The sequence below is a fragment of the Jeotgalibaca sp. MA1X17-3 genome, from assembly GCF_021513155.1.
In the GTDB taxonomy this organism is placed as follows: domain Bacteria; phylum Bacillota; class Bacilli; order Lactobacillales; family Aerococcaceae; genus Jeotgalibaca.
This window is the reverse complement of sequence record NZ_CP090983.1, coordinates 1984438-2007376: the sequence shown is the minus strand read 5'-3', so window position 1 is coordinate 2007376 and position 22939 is coordinate 1984438. Positions and strand designations below refer to the sequence as shown.

At 36.5% G+C, this 22939-nt stretch carries 22 protein-coding genes; 20 read left to right on the top strand and 2 right to left on the bottom strand.

Going from position 1 to position 22939, the window contains the following annotated elements; all coding sequences use genetic code 11:
* Window positions 1-399 precede the first annotated feature (399 nt).
* From ald to LZ578_RS10000, 9 genes are all read left to right on the top strand, one after another.
* The gene (ald, locus tag LZ578_RS10040; protein WP_235145045.1) at window positions 400-1512 is read left to right on the top strand and encodes an alanine dehydrogenase; all 1113 of its coding nucleotides are present in this window, start codon (window positions 400-402) and stop codon (window positions 1510-1512) included.
* Between the two features lie 110 nt (window positions 1513-1622).
* Complete coding sequence (locus LZ578_RS10035; protein ID WP_235145044.1) at window positions 1623-2234, top strand: DUF975 family protein; 612 nt, start codon at window positions 1623-1625, stop codon at window positions 2232-2234.
* 213 nt (window positions 2235-2447) lie between these two features.
* On the top strand, window positions 2448-3065 hold the full coding sequence (locus LZ578_RS10030; RefSeq protein ID WP_235145043.1) for a sugar O-acetyltransferase: 618 nt from the start codon (window positions 2448-2450) through the stop codon (window positions 3063-3065).
* Between the two features lie 107 nt (window positions 3066-3172).
* Window positions 3173-4825 carry a sensor histidine kinase gene (locus tag LZ578_RS10025; protein ID WP_235145042.1) on the top strand — a complete coding sequence of 551 codons (1653 nt, stop codon included), beginning with the start codon at window positions 3173-3175 and terminating at the stop codon, window positions 4823-4825.
* A gap of 5 nt (window positions 4826-4830) precedes the next feature.
* The gene (locus LZ578_RS10020; protein WP_235145041.1) at window positions 4831-5244 is read left to right on the top strand and encodes a response regulator; all 414 of its coding nucleotides are present in this window, start codon (window positions 4831-4833) and stop codon (window positions 5242-5244) included.
* The gene (locus tag LZ578_RS10015) at window positions 5241-5603 is read left to right on the top strand and encodes a helix-turn-helix transcriptional regulator (protein WP_235145040.1); all 363 of its coding nucleotides are present in this window, start codon (window positions 5241-5243) and stop codon (window positions 5601-5603) included. The genes LZ578_RS10020 and LZ578_RS10015 overlap by 4 nt, the downstream gene beginning before the upstream one ends.
* Window positions 5604-5689: 86 nt before the next feature.
* Window positions 5690-6742 (top strand): ABC transporter substrate-binding protein, encoded by a 1053-nt coding sequence (locus LZ578_RS10010; RefSeq protein WP_235145039.1) that lies wholly within the window; start codon window positions 5690-5692, stop codon window positions 6740-6742.
* A 15-nt stretch (window positions 6743-6757) separates the two neighbouring features.
* Entirely contained in the window at window positions 6758-7843 is a 1086-nt protein-coding gene (locus LZ578_RS10005; RefSeq protein ID WP_235145038.1) for an ABC transporter ATP-binding protein, read from the top strand.
* Window positions 7840-9504, top strand: coding sequence for an iron ABC transporter permease (locus tag LZ578_RS10000; protein WP_235145037.1), 1665 nt, complete (start codon window positions 7840-7842; stop codon window positions 9502-9504). The genes LZ578_RS10005 and LZ578_RS10000 overlap by 4 nt, the downstream gene beginning before the upstream one ends.
* A 287-nt stretch (window positions 9505-9791) precedes the next feature.
* On the opposite strand, the gene LZ578_RS09995 is transcribed toward LZ578_RS10000, so the two are convergent.
* The gene (locus tag LZ578_RS09995; protein WP_235145036.1) at window positions 9792-10802 is read right to left on the bottom strand and encodes an amidase family protein; all 1011 of its coding nucleotides are present in this window, start codon (window positions 10800-10802) and stop codon (window positions 9792-9794) included.
* Between the two features lie 189 nt (window positions 10803-10991).
* Between LZ578_RS09995 and LZ578_RS09990 the strand changes: the two genes are divergently transcribed.
* From LZ578_RS09990 to LZ578_RS09940, 11 genes are all read left to right on the top strand, one after another.
* Window positions 10992-12356, top strand: coding sequence for a serine hydrolase (locus LZ578_RS09990; protein ID WP_235145035.1), 1365 nt, complete (start codon window positions 10992-10994; stop codon window positions 12354-12356).
* Window positions 12357-12545: 189 nt separating this feature from the next.
* A complete protein-coding gene (locus LZ578_RS09985) occupies window positions 12546-12911 on the top strand; it encodes a DUF2620 domain-containing protein (protein ID WP_235145034.1) in 366 nt (121 codons plus the stop codon).
* A gap of 27 nt (window positions 12912-12938) precedes the next feature.
* The gene (locus LZ578_RS09980) at window positions 12939-14237 is read left to right on the top strand and encodes a YhfT family protein (RefSeq protein WP_235145033.1); all 1299 of its coding nucleotides are present in this window, start codon (window positions 12939-12941) and stop codon (window positions 14235-14237) included.
* A 73-nt stretch (window positions 14238-14310) separates the two neighbouring features.
* Window positions 14311-15192, top strand: coding sequence for a phosphotriesterase (locus LZ578_RS09975; protein WP_235146448.1), 882 nt, complete (start codon window positions 14311-14313; stop codon window positions 15190-15192).
* A gap of 19 nt (window positions 15193-15211) precedes the next feature.
* Entirely contained in the window at window positions 15212-16300 is a 1089-nt protein-coding gene (locus LZ578_RS09970; RefSeq protein ID WP_235145032.1) for an aminotransferase, read from the top strand.
* 31 nt (window positions 16301-16331) lie between these two features.
* The gene (gene yhfZ / locus LZ578_RS09965; RefSeq protein WP_311198622.1) at window positions 16332-17246 is read left to right on the top strand and encodes a GntR family transcriptional regulator YhfZ; all 915 of its coding nucleotides are present in this window, start codon (window positions 16332-16334) and stop codon (window positions 17244-17246) included.
* Window positions 17247-17271: 25 nt separating this feature from the next.
* Window positions 17272-17634 (top strand): PRD domain-containing protein, encoded by a 363-nt coding sequence (locus tag LZ578_RS09960; RefSeq protein WP_235145030.1) that lies wholly within the window; start codon window positions 17272-17274, stop codon window positions 17632-17634.
* Between the two features lie 6 nt (window positions 17635-17640).
* On the top strand, window positions 17641-18798 hold the full coding sequence (locus tag LZ578_RS09955; RefSeq protein WP_235145029.1) for a YhfX family PLP-dependent enzyme: 1158 nt from the start codon (window positions 17641-17643) through the stop codon (window positions 18796-18798).
* A 5-nt stretch (window positions 18799-18803) separates the two neighbouring features.
* Window positions 18804-20021: a phosphopentomutase gene (locus LZ578_RS09950; protein WP_235145028.1), complete on the top strand. Its 1218-nt coding sequence runs from the start codon at window positions 18804-18806 to the stop codon at window positions 20019-20021.
* A gap of 344 nt (window positions 20022-20365) precedes the next feature.
* A complete protein-coding gene (locus LZ578_RS09945) occupies window positions 20366-21091 on the top strand; it encodes an MgtC/SapB family protein (RefSeq protein WP_235145027.1) in 726 nt (241 codons plus the stop codon).
* 78 nt (window positions 21092-21169) lie between these two features.
* Window positions 21170-21718 (top strand): HAD family phosphatase, encoded by a 549-nt coding sequence (locus LZ578_RS09940; RefSeq protein ID WP_235145026.1) that lies wholly within the window; start codon window positions 21170-21172, stop codon window positions 21716-21718.
* Window positions 21719-21859: 141 nt separating this feature from the next.
* On the opposite strand, the gene LZ578_RS09935 is transcribed toward LZ578_RS09940, so the two are convergent.
* A complete protein-coding gene (locus LZ578_RS09935) occupies window positions 21860-22819 on the bottom strand; it encodes an IS30 family transposase (RefSeq protein ID WP_235144342.1) in 960 nt (319 codons plus the stop codon).
* Between the last annotated feature and the right edge of the window lie 120 nt (window positions 22820-22939).

Sequence of the window (22939 nt, the reverse complement as noted above, 5' to 3'; positions counted from 1 at the left end):
AAAAGGACAAATATTGTATAAATATGTATCAATATACTTTTTTATTGATAAAAAACAATGAAAAACAGGGGTTATTTTTTGAGTTTTTTCCAAAAGATGGTATAGTATTAAAGTAAAGTTATTAAATTCACAATTATCCGATGCAATGACTTGCGAATAAGCATGTAATTTTTTGAATCAATATTAAATATCCAGAATGAGTAAAGCAGTGTTGTGGTACAAAATGATTAGGTTATCCAGGACAAGCAATAAGACGTAAAAGTTTCGAATACTAGATCGACGGGACGTCTGGATGCAGCCACTTGATAAAATACTTATTTTGAACAAAGCGTGTTTGCAAAGAAAAATCAGAATGATTTGCTAATTGGATAGTTGAAAACAAAAATCGGAGGAAAATTTATGTTAATTGGTATACCAAAAGAAGTTAAAAATAATGAAAGTCGTGTAGGAATTACACCATTAGGAGTAGAGTTACTGGTTCAAAATGGCCATGATGTTATGGTTGAAACGAACGCAGGAACAGATGCTGGCTTTGAAGATAGCGCATATATAGAAGCAGGTGCAACAATGGAACCATCTGCTGAAAAAGTATGGTCTGCAGATATGGTCATTAAAGTAAAAGAACCACTGGAACAAGAATTCAAGTTTTTCCGTGAAGGATTAATCCTCTTCACATACTTGCACTTAGCAAACGAACCTGAACTAACAAAAGCATTAGTTGATTCTGGTGTAACAGCAATTGGTTATGAAACAATGGTTGGAGAAACCGGCGACTTACCAATGCTAAACCCAATGAGTGCAATTGCTGGACGTTTATCTGTACAAATTGGTGCACATTTCCTTGAACACCAATATGGCGGTAAAGGTGTCTTAGTTGGTGGAGTACCTGGAGTTAAAAATGGAAAAGTTGTTATTATCGGTGGCGGAGTTTCTGGAAGAAACGCATTACAAATTGCACTTGGTTTAGGTGCTCACGTAACTGTTCTAGACGTAAAACCAGAAGTTTTAATCGAAATTGAAGAATTATACGGTAATGAAGTTATTACGTTGATGTCTAACGAAGTAAATATTGCTAACGCAATTCAAGATGCAGATATCGTAATTGGTGCGGTACTTATTCCTGGACGTAAAGCTCCAACTCTTGTAACGGAAGAAATGGTAAAAGGAATGGAAGCTGGTTCTGTTATCGTTGATATCGCAGTAGACCAAGGTGGAATCTTTGAAACAGAAGACCACACAACGACTCATGATGATCCTGTTTACTTAAAACATGGCGTATTGCATTATGCAGTACCAAATATGCCTGGTGCCGTAGCAAGAACTTCTACGATTGCTTTAACAAATTCAACCTTGCCATATGCAGTGAAAATTGCGAACAAGGGTATTTTGGAAGCATCTGAAGGAGACGATACAATCCTAACAGGTTTCAATACGTACAAAAATAAAGTTACTAATGAAGGTGTAGCTGAATCACTTGGATTAGACTACGCAGACATTAATGATTTAATCTAAACTCGTATAAAGTAAAGCACTACAAGGCTGAGCCCTTGTAGTGCTTTTTTGGTATATAAAAATCATATATAATTTGCTACAATAAGAGGAAAGATAAAAGGAGTGAAAAAATGAATAGGGTCCATCTTAAACAAAATGCTAAAGAAATCGTTCGACGCAATTACATCCCCTGGTTATTAGTAGGAATCATTACCATTATTTTATCTTATGCAAATTCTCAAAGCCAAGTATCATCCGAATTTGATCCAGTTTCCTTTTTTGATATTCGTGTTCGCTGGTTAAATCTCTTACAATTGATTCTAACGGTTCCTTTAACAAGAGTCGCTATTGATTTAACCGATGGTGTCTACCAAAATGCTACCGATAGTCTATTCCGAAACGCACAATGGGTTCGCGATATTGCTGCTATGATTATCGTTGGTATTTATACAGTTCTATGGACGTTCTTATTTATCATCCCTGGAGTTGTTAAAGGGTATGCCTACTCGATGGTTCCCTATATCCTAGCAGATGACCCTGAGATAGGAATTGCAGATGCTATCAAATTAAGTCAAGATATGACGTACGGATATAAAATAGATTTATTCATTATGGACTTTTCTTTTGTCTTATGGAATATTGCCAGTGCGTTAACATTCGGTTTAGTCGGTTTATATGCCGTCCCTTATCAAAATGCAACCTGGACACAGTATTATGTCTATCTATCTGAGCGTAATGAATAAGAAAACAGAGGGCTCCCCCTCTGTTTTTTGTGTATGTAGGGTTTAGTTTGATGCGCATCAAGTAGCAGTTGGAAAGTTATCTCAGTTGATGCGCAAAGCCATATACACATCAAGTATAACCAAAAAATTACCAACGCACTCCACAAATTATCCATTCTCATCCCATTAGTAGTATCATAAAAGTATAAAACAAAAAAATGGAGGTACCTTTACATGAATCACGAAGAAAAAATGCATACTGGCGATTTATACTTACCGAATGACGAAGAATTAATGAAAAAACAACTACAGCACTTGGACCGCCTTTACGATTTCAACCAAACTCGTCCAGCTGAACAAGATAAAAGACAACAGATGTTAAAAGAAATGTTTGCAGAAATTGGAGAAGGCTGCTATATTGAACCGCCGTTTCATTCCAATTTTGGTGGGAAACATGTCCATTTTGGAAAACATATTTATGCAAATTTTAATCTAACACTAGTTGATGATACACACATTTATGTAGGAGATTATACAATGTTTGGCCCAAATGTCGTAGTTGCTACTGCCGGGCATCCAATCCTGCCAGACCTTCGTGAGAAAGCATACCAGTATAATGCAGCTGTGCATATTGGTAAAAATTGCTGGATCGGTGCCGGAGCAATCATTCTTCCGGGTATCACGATCGGAGAAAATGTCGTAGTGGGTGCTGGAAGCGTAGTAACCAAAAATTTACCGGACAATGTAGTAGCAGTAGGAAATCCATGTCGTATTCTTCGAAAAGTAAACCAGCATGATGAGGAGTATTATTTTAAAAAGAGAAAAACAAATTCCAAAAAATCACAAATATAAATTTTTGTACTGGTAAACGTATAGTGATTTAACACCATAATTCTGCTAAACTAAAAGTAACAATAAAGTGTAAGCGCTCCAAAAGTGAGTGGAAGGGAGGGTTGTTGATGCAAAAAATACCATTTCAAAAAAAATTACAAAAGGAAATCCTTATGTATTCATTTGGTATGACTATATTAGTTACTATTATTCTAAGTGTGATTCTTTATTGGCTAAATACTACAACGACACGCATGCAACTCAATCATACGGAGAGTAACATTCAACAACTGTTTACAGAGAATCTTCAAGAATATGAAAAACGAATGGAAGATAATGCAGAAACGATTTATCTAGATTATTTAAATGGTAAAAGCAATGATCCTACCATATATTCTAATTTTTATGCATTTAATTCTAAAAATGAACTAAAAAGTGAATTAATGATTGTAAATCAAAATATGCAACTTGAATTCAGCAGTAATCCATATTGGGACGATTCCGGGATATTTATGAATTTCCTGTCGGTTATAACAGAAAAAATGAAAGAAGAACATATGGATTCTACTCAAAAAATTTTTATGGACAATGACAAGGAACACTACTTAATTTTAACCACACCTATCCGGAATTTATTTGTTCCCAAAGGATATGCTGTGACTATTATTAATGGTAAGGAAATTCGATCGAACCTCAACCAAACGCAAAGCCAATATGTTATTTCTGATAAATTTGATAATGTTTTATCCTCCAGCTCTTCTGATTTCATTACGGGAACTCTTGGAAGAGTAGAGAGCACCTTGTTTGAAAATCAATTTAAATACAGAAATGATTTATTCTATTCACAAACGACATCCCTCACACCGGCTCTTACGCTAACGGTTTATCAAAAAAGTTTGATGTATCCGTATTTCTTAACCATTAGTACAATGATTGTACTATTAATTGCTAGTATGATGCTTGGATTTGCCTTTTTATTTTCGAAAAGAATTTCTTTACGAAATGCAAAATCCTTAGAAAAATTAATTAATGAAATGAAAATTATTAGAAAAGATCCCACGCATCGTCTAAATATTCATACAAAGGACGAATTTGAAATCGTATCAAGACGTATCAATCTGATGTTGGAAGAACTTTCCTCCGTGCATCACAACAACATTTCACTACTGCAAGCTAATTTGTTAGCGGAAAGAAAAAAACTAGAAGCACAATTCAACCCACATTTTCTTTACAATACATTGGAAGTCATTCGTGCTTCGCTTTATTTCGACAAAGATTTGGCTAATCAACTAATTATCCGACTGAATAAAATATTACGTTATAGTATCAACGAAGAAAATCCAGAAGTGAAATTATTAAATGATATTGTTTTTATTGAAGAGTATCTCGAAATAAATAAAGCTAGATTTGAGCATTTTGATTATAAAATAGATTTAGATACGGAGTGTGAACAAATTTTTGTTCCCAAATTATTTTTAATGCCACTCATTGAAAATAGTCTGAAATACGGCTTTCAAAAACGTACTGATTTACACATTACGATTTCAGGAAAAAAAGAAACTGATCGAATTTTCTTGATTCAAGTAAAGGATAATGGAGATAATTTGACGAGGGAAAAAAGTTTCCAAATCAATGATAACCTTCAAAATAATATTCCCATGGGTAATCACCATGGATTAATTAATAGTAAGAAGCGTATTCAACTTATGTACCCAAAAACAAAATTTAATCTGATAAAACAAAATCAATATACTATTGTAGAGATTAGGATAGGAGTGTAGCTATTATGTATCGGGTATTAATTGTGGAAGATGAGTACATTATTCGCAAAGGAATGATATATGGATTTAACTATGAAAAATGGGATTGTGTAGTTGTAGGAGAAGCATCTAATGGACAGGAAGGCATTCAAAAGATTAAAGAATTGCAACCTGATATTGTCATTACCGACATTAATATGCCAATCAAAAATGCCTTTCAAATGTTTGAAGAAACAATGGAATTTCCATACAGTGCTATTATTGTTTCAGGATATGATGAATTTGTTAATGCTCAAAAAGCCATACAATATGGGGTAAGTGAGTTTATTGTAAAGCCGATTGAATCAGAACAATTTGAAAAAGCTCTCCAAAGAGCCCAGCAACAATGTGAAATCAATCAACACTTCACAGAAAAAAAGAAAAGACAGAAGCGCAAATGAACCCTGAATTAATTGGTAGACATATTACTTCTATTCAAGATGGTGTCATTCAACAGATGATCCACTACGTTGAACAAAATTATGACAAACGATTTATTTTTCAAGATGTAGCTCAGACAATTGGATATAGTCCGACCTTGTTGCACAATCGTTTTAAAGAATACATGCACCTTACATTTAATGATTATGTAAACCGATATCGGATCCAAAAATCGATTGAATTGTTAAAAAATAAAGAAGTGAAGTTGTATGAAGTAGCAACCCAGTGTGGTTTCAACGACTACAAATATTTTAATCAAGTTTTTAAAAAATATATTAATATGAGTGCTAGTGAATTTATGAATCTTTCTCAAATGTAGGATTTTCTCCTAAAATGTTTGTTTTTCGGATATGTATGCGCTGTCATTGTTGGTAAGATAGAGAAAATAGTAAGGGGGAATTTTAAATGAGTAAAATAAGAAAAGTTTTGTCGACTGCAGCATTAACGTTATTATTTTTAGGCGCATGTGGGAATGGTGACGAAGCAAATACAGATTCAACGGGTAATACTACTGCTGGATCGAGTACACTTGTCGTTTATTCTCCAAACTCAGAAGGCTTAATAAATGCAACGATTCCTGCTTTTGAAGAAAAATATGATATTAAAGTAGAATTAATCCAAGCAGGAACAGGCGAACTGTTTACAAAATTAGAAAGTGAAAAAAATGCTCCTATAGCAGATATTATTTTTGGAGGTGCGTATTCTCAATATGCACAAAGTACAGAATTATTTGAAGAATATACTCCTGAAGAGAACGATGCGTTAGTAACTGAATATCAAAATACAACTGGTTTTTACACACCATATACGATTGATGGTAGTGTGATTGTCGTAAACCCAGATTTAATTGGAGATATTGAAATTAAAAGTTATGAAGACTTGTTGAATCCTGAATTAAAAGGAAAGATTGCTACGGCTGATCCAGCAAATTCCTCGAGTGCATTTGCACAACTAACGAATATGTTAGCTGCAAAAGGTGGATATGAGAGTGACGAAGCCTGGGATTATGTAAAAGACGTTTTCACTTTAGTTGATGGAAAAATTAGTTCAAGCTCCAGTAATGTTTACAAAACAGTAGCGGATGGAGAAATGACAGTAGGTCTTTCTTATGAAGATCCAACAGTTAAGCTGTTAAATGATGGGGCAAATGTAGAAATTGTGTATCCAGAAGAAGGAACCGTGTTCTTACCAGCAAGCATTGCTGTTATCAAGGATGCTGAGAATATGGAAAATGCTAAATTATTTGTTGATTTTGTTATTTCTGAAGATATCCAAAATGTATTGGGAACAACAACGACGAATAGACCGGTACGTAAAGATGCTGAAACGAGTGAAAATATGAAACCATTAGATGATATTAAGATACTGGAAGAAGATATGGACTATGTGATTGAAAATAAACAAAAAATTGTAGATCACTACACGGATGTTTTTGTAGACATCGAATCCAATAGATAGGTAGGTGGTAGTCATATGAGTGAAATTATCATTAAACATGCCCGAAAAGAATATTACGGCCAACCAGTTATTGCTGATTTATCTGTTACAATCCCAGATGGAACTCTTTTTACTCTTTTGGGACCATCTGGATGTGGAAAAACAACCCTGCTGCGTATGATAGCAGGGTTTAACACCATAGAAGGTGGAGATTTTTATTTCAATGAAACCAGAATTAATGATAAAGATCCCAGTAAACGAAATATTGGAATGGTTTTTCAAAACTATGCTATTTTCCCACATCTAACCGTTCGAGATAATGTTGAATTTGGATTAAAACAACGAAAATTATCTAAAGATAGTATTAAAATCAATGCAGACAAGTATTTACAATTAATGCAAATTGATGAATATCAAGATCGAAAACCAGATAAACTTAGTGGAGGTCAGCAACAACGGGTTGCTCTTGCAAGAGCATTAGCTATTAATCCAGATGTTTTGTTAATGGATGAACCGCTGAGTAATTTGGATGCAAAGTTGCGTGTAGAAATGCGACAAGCTATTCGCGAAATCCAAAGAGAAGTTGGTATCACTACTGTTTATGTAACCCATGACCAGGAAGAAGCAATGGCTATTTCCGATAAAATAGCTGTAATGCTTAAAGGCGAAATTCAACAAATTGGAAATCCGAAAGAGTTATACCATCGTCCAAGCAATGAATTTGTAGCGACTTTTATTGGTCGTACGAATATGTTGGATGGAAAGTTAGTAAAAGAAAATGGTGTGACGCATCTTCAACTACCAACTGGATATAAAATTCCTTTCCCAGCGTTAAAGGATGAGCCAGAACAAGATATTCGTATCAGTATTCGTCCAGAAGAATTTGTCCGTGTACATGAAAAAGGTGATATTCATGCAGAAATTTTGGACAGTATTTATTTAGGGCAAAATACCGAGTACTATTTACATTTGGATTCTGGAGAACGAGTTCAATTTAGTGAAGAATCAACCTTCCATGTCAATCTTAACCCAGGTGATGAAATTTATTTGAATATTAATACGCAAAAAATTAATGTATTTACCGCTGATGGGACGAGGAACCTACAGGGGGTGACGGAGTGAACAAAAAGAAATGGAACTTGAATCTTTGGAATAGCTCCTCTTTGTTTATTTTATTTACTTATCTGATTTTTCTCGTTTATCCGGTAGGAAATGTTTTACGCCAAGCTATTATGACCGAACAGGGAATTAGCTTTGAAAACTTTATTACTTTTTTTTCTAAAAGTTATTATTCAGATACACTTTGGAATAGTTTTAAAGTTTCGATGACTGCTACTATCTTTTCATTAGTATTAGGAATTTTGTTGGCATACTTTTTTGCAATGTTCGATTTTAAAGGGAAAAAGGTATTACGAATCCTCATTATTATTGCTTCTATGTCAGCACCCTTTATTGGAGCCTATTCGTGGATTTTATTATTGGGAAGAAATGGAGTGATCACCCGTTTTATAAGTAATGCATTTGGTTTCCAAATGCCTGATATTTATGGGTTCACTGGAATTACTTTGGTTTTCACTCTACAGTTATTTCCACTAATTTTTCTTTATGTAAATGGGGCATTCCGCAATATCGATAATTCTATACTAGAAGCAGCTGAAAGTATGGGGAGTACAGGGTTGAATCGTTTTTTTAAAGTGATTTTCCCTTTACTAGTACCAACTATTTTAGCTGGAGCCTTACTTGTATTTATGCGTGCCTTTTCCGATTTTGGGACACCAATGCTAATTGGAGAAGGATATCGAACCTTCCCGGTATTGATTTACTCAGAATTCATGAGTGAGGTAGGGGGAGATGCTGCCTTTGCGTCCGCGTTAGCTATTATTGCTATTTTTATTGCTTTGATTATATTTTTAATTCAGCGTTCCGTTTCACGAAGACAGTCAGTAACGATGAGCTCTTTGCATCCAGTTGTGGTGAAACCAATTAGCGGATTGAAAAAAATAATAGTATACCTAGTTACTTATGGCATCGTATTCTTAGCGATTCTACCCCAAGGATACTTAATTTATACTTCTTTCTTAAATACGAAAGGAATGGTATTCCAACCAGGTTATTCATTAAATAGTTACCGTGAAGCCTTTACTCGAATGGGATCAGCTATTTTCAACACAATTCGTATCCCTTTGTTAGCAATGGTTGTAGTCGTAATTTTTGCTATTTTTATTTCTTATTTAGCAGTACGAAAACGCAATCCAGTTACGAATGCAATCGATTCTCTCAGTATGATTCCCTATATTGTACCGGGAACGGTAATGGGGATTGCTTTCTTAACCTCCTTTAACACAGGTATAGGGGGAAGTGGTGTGCTCGCCATTACTGGGACAGCATCGATTCTAATTATTTCATTAGCAGTTCGTCGCTTACCATATACGATTCGTTCCTCTGTTGCGGCGCTTATGCAAATATCGCCTTCAATAGAAGAAGCTGCAGCTAGCTTGGGAAGCGGACAGGTCAATACATTCTTTCGGATAACAGTTCCGATGATGATGACTGGAATTATTTCCGGTGCAATCCTTAGCTGGATCACAATGCTTAGCGAACTTTCCACTTCGATTCTCTTGTATAATGTGCGTACCCGAACCATGACTGTTGCCATCTATACGGAAGTTATTCGTGGGAACTATGGGATTGCCGCAGCATTATCTACCATTTTAACTCTTTTCACTGTCGTTTCCTTGTTGATATTCATGAAAGTCACTAATAGCGACGAAATTACTATGTAAATGTACAAAGAAGAGGTTGGGACAAAGTGATAAGCCCCCTTCAAAGTAGACACTGTAAAAAGTAAACTACTTTGAAGGAGGCTTTTTTCTATGGCTAGAAAATATACCTAGGCAGACCCGACGTCCACTTCGCGAATTATCCTCAGATGGTCTGCGACCATCCTCCGTTGATTCACTCCAGTGTTCGGGTTTAAACGCCTTTTATCCCATTCTCTTTTATGTATACTAGTAAATTTACTTATCAAGTAGAAAAAAATCTAAACGAACTTCACTCGCAAATGTCACTATTAAATAAATTCATCAGGAAAGTAATTCTCTATATTTTGAAAATATTTTTTCAATAGAGGATCTTGAGGAAGGGCAATTGTTTTTGCAAATTCCAGCATCGCTTTCACTTTTGGTAAGGTTGATTCGCAAAGGAGTACATATCCACAAGCGAAATCTTTTGTTGGTACGACGAGCGCAGTAGCATCAACCATATTCGCGACACGAATCAGACCTTTTCCAGAGGACTGTTGTAAACGGGTAGCTTCATTGCCTAAATGCCCTAGCACAGTATCACCAAAACCTAGAAAATCTGCAGGACCTTCTTTGGAAATCAAGAAGTCACACTGTGGTAAATTTTCTTTCAAGAAATCAATAAGAGGCTCGCGTTCGCCAAATAGGTTAGGAGTCTGAACGACTTTTACATTTTCTGCTACATCTAAATCATCAAAAGAACCTGTTGCAAAAATCCTAGGGGAAGCAATGGTTTTTGTATCTTCCAATGGAAGAACACACTGAATTGCATGTAAAATAACTTCAAATTCTCGACTCATAAATCCGATAGAAGCGTGAAAACCAATTCCATCGGTTGAGGTTGAGGAAAAATTTTCCAAATGTTCTTGTTCAATGATCGGGCAAATAAATCCGAATAGTTGGACTGCCATCGCAGGTGCGAGTACTGAGCCGCCCCCATCTGTACCAATCCCTAAATCATTGATTCCTAATAGAACATTGATAGCTGTTCCACTAGATGAACCGGTCATTGGGCGACCACTTATTGGATTGGTTAAGGATACATCAATAGCTCGACCTCCCATACTAGCCTTATCCAATGTATGGAGGATATAGCCAAAGGTTTCTAATTGTTCAATCAAATGACGTGGAATTTGAACTTTGTTTTTTACGCCCATGTAACGACTTCCCACTGAATACTTTTCTAATGCACGAGGATATACTTTTTCTACACTTTCGTAAGGGTTTTTCATAGCAATAAAGGTTTGATTTGCCACGTTAATCCATTCACTGGGTTCCATATTTTTCACCTCTCTATTTATCTTATAACCCACTATCAACTTTTAATGAGGTTTTGTCAAATAGATGTAAACCCTTGCAATCGAATTTTATATACTTTAGTATAAATTATAGAACATAGTTTATGCATCAATATATAAAATATTGTATATTGATACGTAATCATGTACAAATAGAAAGGAAGATAAAATATGAAATTAAGAATGGCAACAGGAGCAATTCTTGCAGGGGCAGTATTCCTAACGGGATGTCAAACGACAGATCAAACGGACAGTGAATCACAAAGTTCTATAATAGAAAATTCTTCCACAGAAAGTTCAGTGATGGAGAGTCAATCTTCAGAAGAACAAGTGGCTGATAACCAATTGAAAGACGGCTCAGCTGAAGAAGCAAATATGGATGAAGAAACACTTGCTGAAATTGATCAAATTGTTGAAGCTGCTATGGAAGAAAAAATTATTCCAGGAGCAGTCGTACTTATTGCAAAAGATAATATGATTGTAAAAGAAACGGCCTATGGGTATGCTCAAAAATATGACATGGGTGAAGAACTAAATGAACCAATTGAAATGACAACAGATACAATATTTGATTTAGCATCTGTTACAAAAGTAATGGCAACTACGCAAGGTATTATGAAATTAGTTTCTGAAGGTGAAATATCTGTAGACGATCAAGTAGCTATGTATTTACCTGATTTTAGTAAAAATGGAAAAGAAGAGGTTACGGTTGCCGATTTACTGACTCACACATCGGGATTGACGCCATGGGAACCTACTTATCTAACTGCGAAAAATCGAGAAGAAGTACTGGACTACATTAATGATTTACCTCTAGAATATGAAACTGGAACAGACCGAAAATATAGTGATTTCAGTTTTATGACTCTAGCCTTTATTTTAGAAAGTGTTACAGATAAACGTTTAGATGAATATTTACAAGATGAAATTTATGGTCCGCTTCAAATGGAAGATACTTTATTCAATGCTGCCGATAATACAGAGCAACCGATTGCCGCAACGTCATGGGGAAATCCTTACGAGTATAAAATGATTGAAGATGATGAGTTCGGCTATACAGTAGAAGAAGATCCAGAAATGTTTGATGGCTGGAGAGAGTATACATTAGTTGGTGAAATAAATGATGGAAATGGTTTCTACGCAAATGAAGGAATTGCTGGTCATGCAGGATTATTTTCTACTGCTAAGGATTTAGCGGTTTTAGGACAGACCATGTTAAATGGAGGAACTTATGAAGATGTAGAACTATATAGTCAAGAAGTTCTCCAAACATTTATTAGCCCACAACGATTCGAACAAGGATATGGATGGGAATTGAATAAAGAGTGGTACATGGGTGACCAACATTCTGACCAAACGTTTAGCCATACTGGTTTTACGGGAACTCAAGTAATCTTTGATCCAGAATATAACGTACAAATTATTATATTAACCAATAAACAAAATAACGGACAAAAAGAAGATAGCTCCTATGCTAGTACGGGGCAGTTATCTCAAGATATATCCAATAAAGTATACGAATCGATAAAAAAATAAAAAATTAGCATAAGAAGTGTCAGAAAAATAGAGGACCTATACTGACACTTTTTTATTTTTTTTAGAAAACCCTTGCAATCTAAAAATACATGGGGTAAACTTACTTATAAGAAAAGGTTTTCAATATATGCCAATATACAAAAAAATGTACATTGGTACGTTTGAAAAAGAAAGAAAGGAAGGAAAAAAATGAAAAAAATTGTAGTAGGCGGCCAGATTGACAAAAAAGAAGTTGCAGAATTAGTAGAGAAGTATGCACAAGGGAAATTCGAGATTGAAACCAAAAGTGATTTGGAAGCAGCGATGGCACTTAAAAATGGTACAGCTGATTATTACTTTGGCGCTTGTAATACAGGAGGCGGCGGTGCTTTAGCGATGGCAATCGCACTTGTAGGTAGACCGAAAACGGCAACGGTTTCTATGCCAGGAAAAATTATGGCAGAAGAAGAAATTCGGGAGCAAGTTACTTCAGGAAAAATTGCATTTGGATTTACTGCACAACACAAAGAAAATGTAATTCCAATTCTAATGGATGAGTTATTGAAATTATCATAATATTATAATATTAAGGAGTGAGTGAGTTTGGATATTATACAATTAGTTGTTGTAGGGGCATTAGGTGCTCTCGCTGCTATCTTATCAAATACGGGGATTGCTGTATTTAACGATGGCCTCCGTCCCGTTATGCCAGAATACTTAGATGGGGTCATTAGTAAAAAAGAATTGGCAGCAACCAGTTTCGCAGTCAGCTTTGGATTGGTAATCGGATTTGGTATTCCGGTTTCCATTGGAGCAAGTATTATTTTAGTTCATAGTTTATTATTGATGACCGATATTATTGGTACATGGACTCCAGATGGTAAAAAAGGAATGATCATAGCCGGAGTCATCGGTGCCGTTTATGGTATCGCATTAACATTAGGCTTACAAGCAGTGGTTGACTTATTCGCAATGTTACCAGTTGATGTATTAGGTGCTCTTGGAGCAGTTGGAACCCCAATCGTTATTGGATTTGCAGTGTTCCCAGCAGTTGCTGTTGCGTATCAACATGGATTTAACAAAGGTGCGATCACATTAGCAACCAGTACATTGGTATTATTTATTGTAAAACGTTTCGGAACATTCCAATTAAACGAACAAACTTCTTTTACTTTATCTGCAGAAGGAATGGCTCTTCTAGTAGGAATGATCTTCATGCTTATCTTTGCAGTCCAAGTGAAAGGTCAATCCGACGACAATCAAAACTTAGTTAGTATTTTCGTTGAACGGGTTACTCGTATTAAGAAAAACTGGATTATTCTTTCTGTTGCAGGTGGACTAGTTGCTGCTGCAACCAGTTTAACGATTATTGCTGGTGACCCAATATCCTTGAATCTATTAAGTGAAGGTAAATTTGGAGAAGCAGCACTTGCTGCTTTTGCTAGAGGAATTGGTTTTATTCCATTAGTATTCTCTACTGCTATTGTTACCGGTGTATACAGTCCAGCTGGAACAACTTTTGTTTATGTTGCTGGAATTTTGTTGCACGGAAATCCTATCTTTGCTTTCCTAGCTGGTGCAGTGATTATGTTTATTGAAGTAAACTTATTGAATGCAGCTGCAAAAGGATTGGATCGTTTCCCTGGAGTTCGTGACATGGGTGAACATATCCGTACCGCGATGAATCGTGTCTTAGAAATTGCTCTTCTAGTAGGTGGAGCGATGGCAAGTGAACAAATTGCTCCTGGAATTGGATTCTTCTGGGTGTTCGGAGCTTATCTGATGAACCGTACTGCTAAGAAACCATTAGTAGATATGGCAGTTGGACCTGTTGCCGCAATCGCATTAGGAATTATTGTAAATATTCTTTATGTGCTGGGACTATTTGCCCCAGTCGTTTAAAAATTAAACAGAGGTGCTAGACCATAATGGTTTGGCACCTTCCCTTTTTAACACAGAGAAAGGAATGGATAAAATGCCTCTAGTTGAAGGAATCACCTATGCACATGAGCATACAACAATCGATCTCTCTTCCTTAAAACATACCGAAGATACCAATCTAAACTGTTTTGAGGAAACCGTTAAAGAATACAAGAAGTTATACGAAAAAGGTGTTCGAAACGTGGTTGATGTTACCGTACGAGGGATGAAACGCAATCCTGAATATGTACAACGAGTAGCAGAAGCTTCTGGAATGAATATTTTACAATCAACCGGATGGTATCAAGATAAATTCTTGCCAGAATACATTTATGAAAAGTCTGTAGAAGAATTAGCACAGATGATGATGGACGATATCCAAAAAGGAATCGATGGAACGTCTATTAAGGCGGAACTTATTGGTGAAATTGGAACGAGTAAAAATGAAATGACTGAACGAGAACGTAAAGTTTTTGAAGCTGCAGTCTTCGCTCAAAAAGAAACAGGAGTTCCAATCACTACTCATACGACACTAGGTACGTATGGAAAAGAACAAGTTGAATTTTTTAAAGAACAAGGTGCAGATCTTTCTAAAATTGTTATTGGTCATGTTGATCTTACCGGAGATACGCAATATGTATTGGACCTTTTAAAAGAAGGAGTTTACGTAGAATTTGATACGGTTGGAAAAGAAAACTATATGCCCGATGCAACTCGTTTAGAGATGTTAAAAGCAATCGAAAAAGCAGGCTACACCGATAGAGTTTTCCTTTCAATGGATATTACTCGTCGATCACATTTGGAGTATAAAGATGGATTAGGCTACAGTTTCTTACTAGACTCCTTTATTCCCTTGCTACGTGAAGGTGGACTATCAGAAGAGTTTATCCAAAAAATGTTAGTCGACAATCCTCGTACATTTTATCCATCTTATTAAATAGGAGGTATCTGACTAAATGAAAACTTATCCATTAAAGAGCATTACCGTAGAAGAAGCAACAGAAAAACAATTTGGCTTAGTGGATGCCATCACGCAAGTCTTTGAAGGAAAAGATATTTTAACTCGAGGAGACTTAGGTGTCGTCCCTGGTTACAATCAACCGATCACTACGCACAAAGTAGAAAAAGTACTCGCTCAATTTTTTGATGCGGAAGCGGCGATGCTCATTAGAGGAGCCGGAACGATGGCAATTCGTTTGGCCATACATGCAGCTTTGCCAAGAAATGCAACTTTATTAGTTCATGAAGCACCTGTTTATCCAACCACACAAGTAACGTTAGATATGTTAGGGATTCAGACGGTTGTTGCCAATTTCAATGATTTAGAAGCGTTACAAAAAGTATTAGAAAACGAAACAATTGATGGTGCTTTAGTTCAATTAACGAGACAGAAACCAGATGATTCCTATGATAGTCAAGCTGTTATTCAATGCATTAAAACATTTGCACCCAATCGACCCATCATTACGGATGATAATTATGCCGTTATGAAAATTCCTAAAATTGGCTGCGAGCAAGGAGCAAACCTTTCTTGCTTCTCGACGTTTAAAGTATTAGGACCAGAAGGAGTCGGGTGCATTGTAGGAGATCAGAAGTACATCGACCTTCTTCGTAAAGAAAATTATTCCGGCGGGCTACAAGTACAAGGATTCGAAGCACTAGATGTATTACGTGGAATGACCTATGCTCCAGTAGCACTTGCCTTGTCTGCAAAAGTTACAGATGAAGTATTTACTCGTTTGAATGAAGGGGAAGTACCCGGTATCCAAAAAGCCTTTATTGCGAATGCACAATCAAAAGTTATTTTAGTAACCTTTAATGAGCCCATTGCACAGAAAGTGCTGGAACAGGCCGAAAAATTAGGAGCTGCACCCAATCCAGTTGGAGCAGAATCAAAATATGAAATCGTACCGATGTTCTACCGAGTATCCGGAACGTTCCGTGCTGCTATTCCTGATGTAGAGACTAATACGATTCGTATCAATCCTATGCGTGCTGGAGCAGATACCATTATACGAATTCTCAAACAAGCGATGGAAGTGTAATTTAAACGAAAGTAGATAAAAAAATGAACAAATACTTTTACCAAAAAAAGGATTGGCAATTGAACAGATTGCTAACGAACTCTATCAATTAAAAACAGGCGACCGTATGCCGAATATTAGTGACTTTCAAACGACTTTTTTACTATCCAGAGGAACGGTACAAAATGCATTAAAGTTTCTTAAAGAAGAACAAGCAATCGAAACAGAAAGTAAAGGACATTTGGGAACCTTTCTGAAAATGATCAACCATCAAGTTCTACAAGAATATATTTCGTCTAGTCAACTTTCTGCAACGATGCCTTTACCCTATTCCCGATTATATGAAGGATTAGCTACAGGATTGTATACTGCTTTTCGCGATAAAAATATTAAATTAAATTTGGCTTATATACGTGGATCGGAAGAACGAATTCGTGCAGTTGAAGAAGGGGTTTTTGACTTTGCGGTTGTCTCACGATTCGCAGCACAGCATGAAATCGATAAAGGCCGAGCGATTAAAGTAATTATGCAGTTTGGTGAACAAACGTACTTATCTCGTCATGTCTTACTTTTCCGTCAAGGTGTTGAACAAGTAATGAAAGATGGACTACGAGTAGGAATTGATACGGATTCATTAGATCATAAGCTGTTAACCAATGAAATCATTGAAGGTTTTGATGTTGAAAAGGTTGATTTGCCGAGTAATCAATTAATTTATGGTTTGCGTGAATCACAAATCGACGCAGGAGTTTGGAACTATGATGAAATTATCGATAAACGTTTAGAAGATGTGTACTTTATTGAATTACCAGTCAAGAACCATCATCGAGAAATGAGTGAAGCAGTTATTATTTGTCAAAAAGATAATACGCTCGTTTCTTCCACTTTAAAACGCACATTAGATACAAAACAAATTCGTGATATTCAATCACAAGTTAAAAATGGACAAATGACCCCACGGTATTAAAACACGTGAACAAAGGAGAATTTAGATGATTCAAGAAAAGTTAACCATTTTAAAAGAAAATGATGTTATTGATGAGACCACATACGAAGATATGCAAGTAGCGTTGAATTATTTGAAGCAAGAAAATGTCATCACAGAAGAAGATGAAGCAGATACGTTTATTACTCATTTAGCGATGGCGACTTCTCGTCAACGGAAAGATGAGGAACAAGTAGATTCTGTAGATCCAATGATTAAACAAGAAATTGAAGCAGCAATAGAATATGAAAAAGCTGTTTCCGTATGGAAGCAATTATCTGAGAAAATTAATGTAGATTTCCCCAAAAATGAAGATGATTACTTTTATCTACATTTGGTAACGCTCCTTCAAAACAAGAAAGGGAAGTGATACCCTATGTTTATGCAGAAAACAAAAGAACGAAATCCGAATCTAATTAATACAGCTGTTCAACTGCATCAATCAGGAGAAATTCAACCGGATACGTATGTATTAGATGTAGATGCTATTTTGAAAAATGCTCGTCTTATTTTGGATGAAGCCGACAAACAAGGAATAGAATTGTACTTTATGCTTAAACAAATTGGACGAAATCCTGATTTAGCAAAATTACTAATTAAAACTGGATTTCCAGCAGCAGTCGTCGTAGATTTTCGTGAAGCGAAAACGATGATGGCCAATCATATTCCATTAGGAAACGTAGGTCATTTGGTGCAGATTCCGAGTCATTTACTAAAAGAAATTATGGAATATGGCACTGAATATATAACCATTTATTCTCTAGATAAGTTGAAAGAAATTAATCAAGCAGCAAAAGAATTAGCAATTACCCAAAAAATATTAGTCCGTGTAGTCGATGAAGGGGATGCGTTGTATCCAGGGCAATATGGAGGGTTTGAGTTAAAGGAGCTGCCTGAGTATTTTGATGCCTTTAAAGAACTGGACCATATTGAAATTGCTGGAGCAACTTCATTTCCTTGTTTCCTTCAAAATACAAAAAAAGATATATTGGAAAAAACAAATAATGCAGATACGATTTTAAAAGCACAAAATCTATTACTGGACGCTGGTTTTCCAGCAAAGGAATTGAATATGCCTTCCACAACTTCTGTATATACGTTACCATTTATCAATGAATTAAAAGGAACGCAAGGGGAGCCGGGGCATGCATTAACTGGAACAACCCCTATGCATGCAGAAAAAGATTTACCAGAAATCCCAGCTTACGTATATGTCAGTGAAGTTTCTCATAACTTTAAAGGACATGCGTACTTGTATGGGGGCGGATTGTATCGCCGTGGGAATTTAAAATATGTTCTATTTGACCAAAAAGGCAAACGCTGGCAGTCTACTATGAAATCTTTGCCAGAAGAAAATATTGATTATTACTTAGAAGTAAATGAAGAAGAGCCAATAGGAGCAACAGCCATTATGGCATTACGCACTCAGATTTTTGTAACAAGAAGTGAGGTAGCTCTTGTAAGAGGAATCCAAGCAGGTAAACCAGAAATAATGGGGATTTATGATAGTCAAGGGAAATACTTGAGAGGATGAGCAGTGTGGGAAGATATATTGTAATTGTACTAGATAGCTTTGGAGTGGGAGCAATGGAAGACGTTCCAGAAGTAAGACCTGCTGATAGAGGCAGTAATACTGCTTTCCATATCATCGAAAGAAAACCAGATATCAAGATCGATACCTTAGTAGAACTAGGTTTGATGAATACCATCGGTCAAGAAACAGACCGGTTGAAATATTCTCCCAAAGCTAATTGGGGAAAAGCAAACCTAGGACACCAAGGTGCAGATTCTTTTTTAGGACACCAAGAAATAATGGGAACAACCCCACCTATCCCACTTAACCAAGCTTTTAATGACATGATTGAGGAAGTAGAACGTCACTTAAAAGAAAAAGGATATGAGGTTCGCAAAGAAGGAGCAGAAGACGAACCAAAAATTTTAGTAGTAAATGACTCCGCAACGGTAGGAGATAACTTAGAAACTGACTTGGGACAAGTTTTCAATGTATCTGCCTGCCTCGATCTGATGCCTTTTGAAGAAGTAAAGAAACTAGGGAAAGCAGTCCGAGAAGTCGTAAAAGTCTCTCGTGTGATTGCATTTGGTGGAGAAGAAATCGATTTAAATGATTTATTGAATGCTCGTAAAGTGAAAGAAAATAAATTTGCTGGAGTGGATGCTCCGGAGTCCGGTGTCTACAATACTGGATACCAAGTGATTCATTTAGGGTATGGCATTGATCCTGAAGTCCAGATTCCTACGATACTAGACCATGAAAATATATCCGTTACCTTAGTTGGAAAAGTAGGGGACATCGTACAAACTACTAGTCCACATGTTTTCTTAGGAGTAGATAGTGATGATCTATTCGATAGCTTAATTTCTCAAGTAAAGAAAATAGATACTGGCTTTTTCTGTTTAAATATTCAAGAAACCGATTTAGCGGGTCATGCTGAAAATGTGGATCGTTATGCAGACCGCTTAGAAGTAAGTGATAAACGAATCAAAGAATTAATTCCTCTTTTAAATGAAGAAGATATTCTCATTGTCACCGCCGATCATGGAAATGATCCTACGATTGGTCATAGCCAGCATACCCGTGAATATGTACCGTTGCTAATTTATCGAAAAGGAATGGAAGGACAAGAAGTTGGCATACGCGATAACATGTCCGATACCGCCGCAACTGCAGCAGAATACTTCCAAGTAGAAGCTCCACAACATGGGGAGTCATACCTGGAAAAAATTCAAAACAAATAAGTACATAATGAAGCCCTTTTTTCTTTGGAAAAGGGCTTTTTAGTAGAATAGGTATAAATTGGTACCTACTTGATACGTAAACGCCTATACGCATCAAGTAAAAGAAAAAACCACGCTCACTTGATACGTAAACGCTGATACACATCAAGTAGAAGAAAAAAACTGCATCCACTTGATACGCAAGCGCCGATACGCATCAAGTAGAAGAAAAAACTGCTTCCACTTGATGCAAACCCTCAAATAAACAATAAAAGCTTAAAATGGGTTAAAAAACTGCTTCATGATATGATACATGCTGCACTATCAAACTTAAACCCAAATCAAATACGAAATGAGGAATTCTATTGACTATAGTAACTATTTTTACTCGACTTGGTTTAGCTCTTATCATTGGTATTTTCTTAGGCTATGAACCAAATAGGCGTCAAGCTGGAGCGGGTTTACGAACTCATATTCTAGTGGCGCTATCTATGACCATCGTTGCGCTCATCCAGATTTCATTGAATCAGTATATGGTCGGGTTAGCGATTAGTGATCCAGAACATGCCTTTCTTTTTGGGATTGATATTGCCCGACTAACTTCTCAAGCCTTAGCAGGAATGGGTTTTATTGGTGCGGGAATGATTCTACATCAGGAAAATACGATTGTGGGACTAACAGCTGCGGCTTCGGTCTGGTCCGTTGCGGTAGTAGGCTTAGCAATTGGAATGGGCTTTTATTTACTTTCTATCATAAGTGCCCTATTTATTTTCACCACGCTGTATGTCGTAACCTATTACCAAACGCGTCTTAACAACCGTTTCTATAATGTTCAGCTCGATATATCCTTCAAAAAAAGCGACCATGTACTAGAAGAATTACTTGCATTTATGAAGCGTAATAATCTAATCATCAGTCGGGTTGAGTACTTGGATTCTTTTGTAAAATTACAAGATCAAGTGAGGTATTACCTTCAGGTTCCTGAAAATAAAGATATCAAACAAATAAAAAAAGAAATCTATTATATTCATCCTGCGATTACTTTTGTAGAATATTATTCTGGAAAAGAAACACCTAAAAAAAGTAACTAGAAACTCCAACCGGTTTTTCGATAAAATTTCAAATATAAATGGTAAACTATGAATACTGACTAAGAAGAGGTGGAGCAAATGATTAAAGCAGTAATTTTTGATATGGATGGTGTTCTTGTCGATACCGAGCCGATTTATTATGAGCGCTTGTTACGTTTCCTAGAACACTACGAAGTAGAAACCGATGAAAAAGAATTGAAAAAAACAGTAGGCCTGACGAGTGGAGACACTTGGAAATGGATTGAAGAAGTTTGGGGGAAAGGGTCTATCCAAGATGACTATGACACAGCCTATCATTCCTTCTACAAAGACGAACCCATTCCTTATCCTGAAATCCTAGACCGAGATATTTTTGAAGTTCTAGATTGGTTGAAACAGGAAGAATACAAAGTTGGCTTAGCATCCTCGTCTTCTTTCAAAAATATTCAAAGTGTATTGGAAGAGTGTGAACTCACTGGATACTTTGAAACGATTTTAAGTGGTGAAATGTTCGAACAGTCCAAACCACATCCAGAAATTTATCTAAAGAGTGCCGAAAAACTAGCGGTTCGTCCTCAAGAATGTTTAGCGGTAGAAGATTCTACCTTTGAATTCAAGCTGGAAAAGCTGCGGAAATGTTTGTCCTAGCAAAAGAAGATAATCGATTTGCTTTCCAACAAGATTTGGCAGATAAAAAAATAAAGAGCTTAAAAGAAATTATGAGAGAATTAAAATTTTGATTCAGAATAATTTTTTATGATACTAGATGTTTTTTTAAATTTTGATTTGTCAATTTAAGCTAGACAAAATAGATTCATCTAGGTAACTCAAAAATACCTCCAGTGGCGTCCGGTATGCTAAAGATTTTCGTGGAATATTGTTTCGCTTGTTCGCAACGGAAGAGACGAAGGCTTGGTCCACTTGATTGAAATCCATTTCTTTTGGCAACCCATCTCTTCGCAACAAGCCGTTGGAGTTTTCATTTAAGGCACGCTGTGAAGGCGTTCCGGGATCGGCGAAATAGATTGCAATGTCCTGTTGATTGCTTAAAGCTTTCCAATTGGAGAATTCTTTCCCGCAATCAAAGGTGATTGATTTGAATAAATGCCTAGGGATCGATTCAAACCATTGGTTCATCGTTTTCTCGATATCGTTCGCCTTCCGCCCCTCGGGCTTCAAAGTGATGATGACTTTCGATAGACGTTCCACTAAGGTGATAACGGCACTCTTGTGGTGGGCACCGACAATCGTATCGCCTTCGATGTGGCCGAATTCTTCCTTGAATGTCGGGTAATCAACCTTCCTTTCAGCAATATTCCGCTTGAAGGCCTGTTTTCCGCGACGTTCTTGATGACCGTTCGGTTTTCTCTTTCCCTTCATGGGCAAGGTGGTTTCATCAAACACCTTTTCTTTGAAGCGACGATAAAGAGTCCGCATGGAGCAATCAATCGGCATCTCTTCCCGACCCTTGATGATATCAGGAGTCCAGCCTTGTGCAATTTTTTCCTTGATGTAGGTCTGTTGTTCCGCTGGCAATACGATTTTACGCCGTCCGCAACGCTTCTTGTTTCTCTTGTATTGTTGGTAGTATTCCAAGGCCGTGTGGCCTTCTTTCAAAAAATGGATGACATTGTAAATAGGTGTTCGAGATCGTTTTAGATACGCAGCTATTTCGGAAACTTTGATATTTTGGTGGTAGTAAGACTCTATCATCACTAATTCATCCGTGGTAAGATGGGTGTAGGTCATTCGTGATCACTCCTATGTATTCTTTAGACGGAATTACATTTTGAGTGTACCACGAATGGCTCTTTTATTTGTCTAGCTTAATTTTACAATCGGCGAATAGTAAAAGCAAGGAAGTCTGTT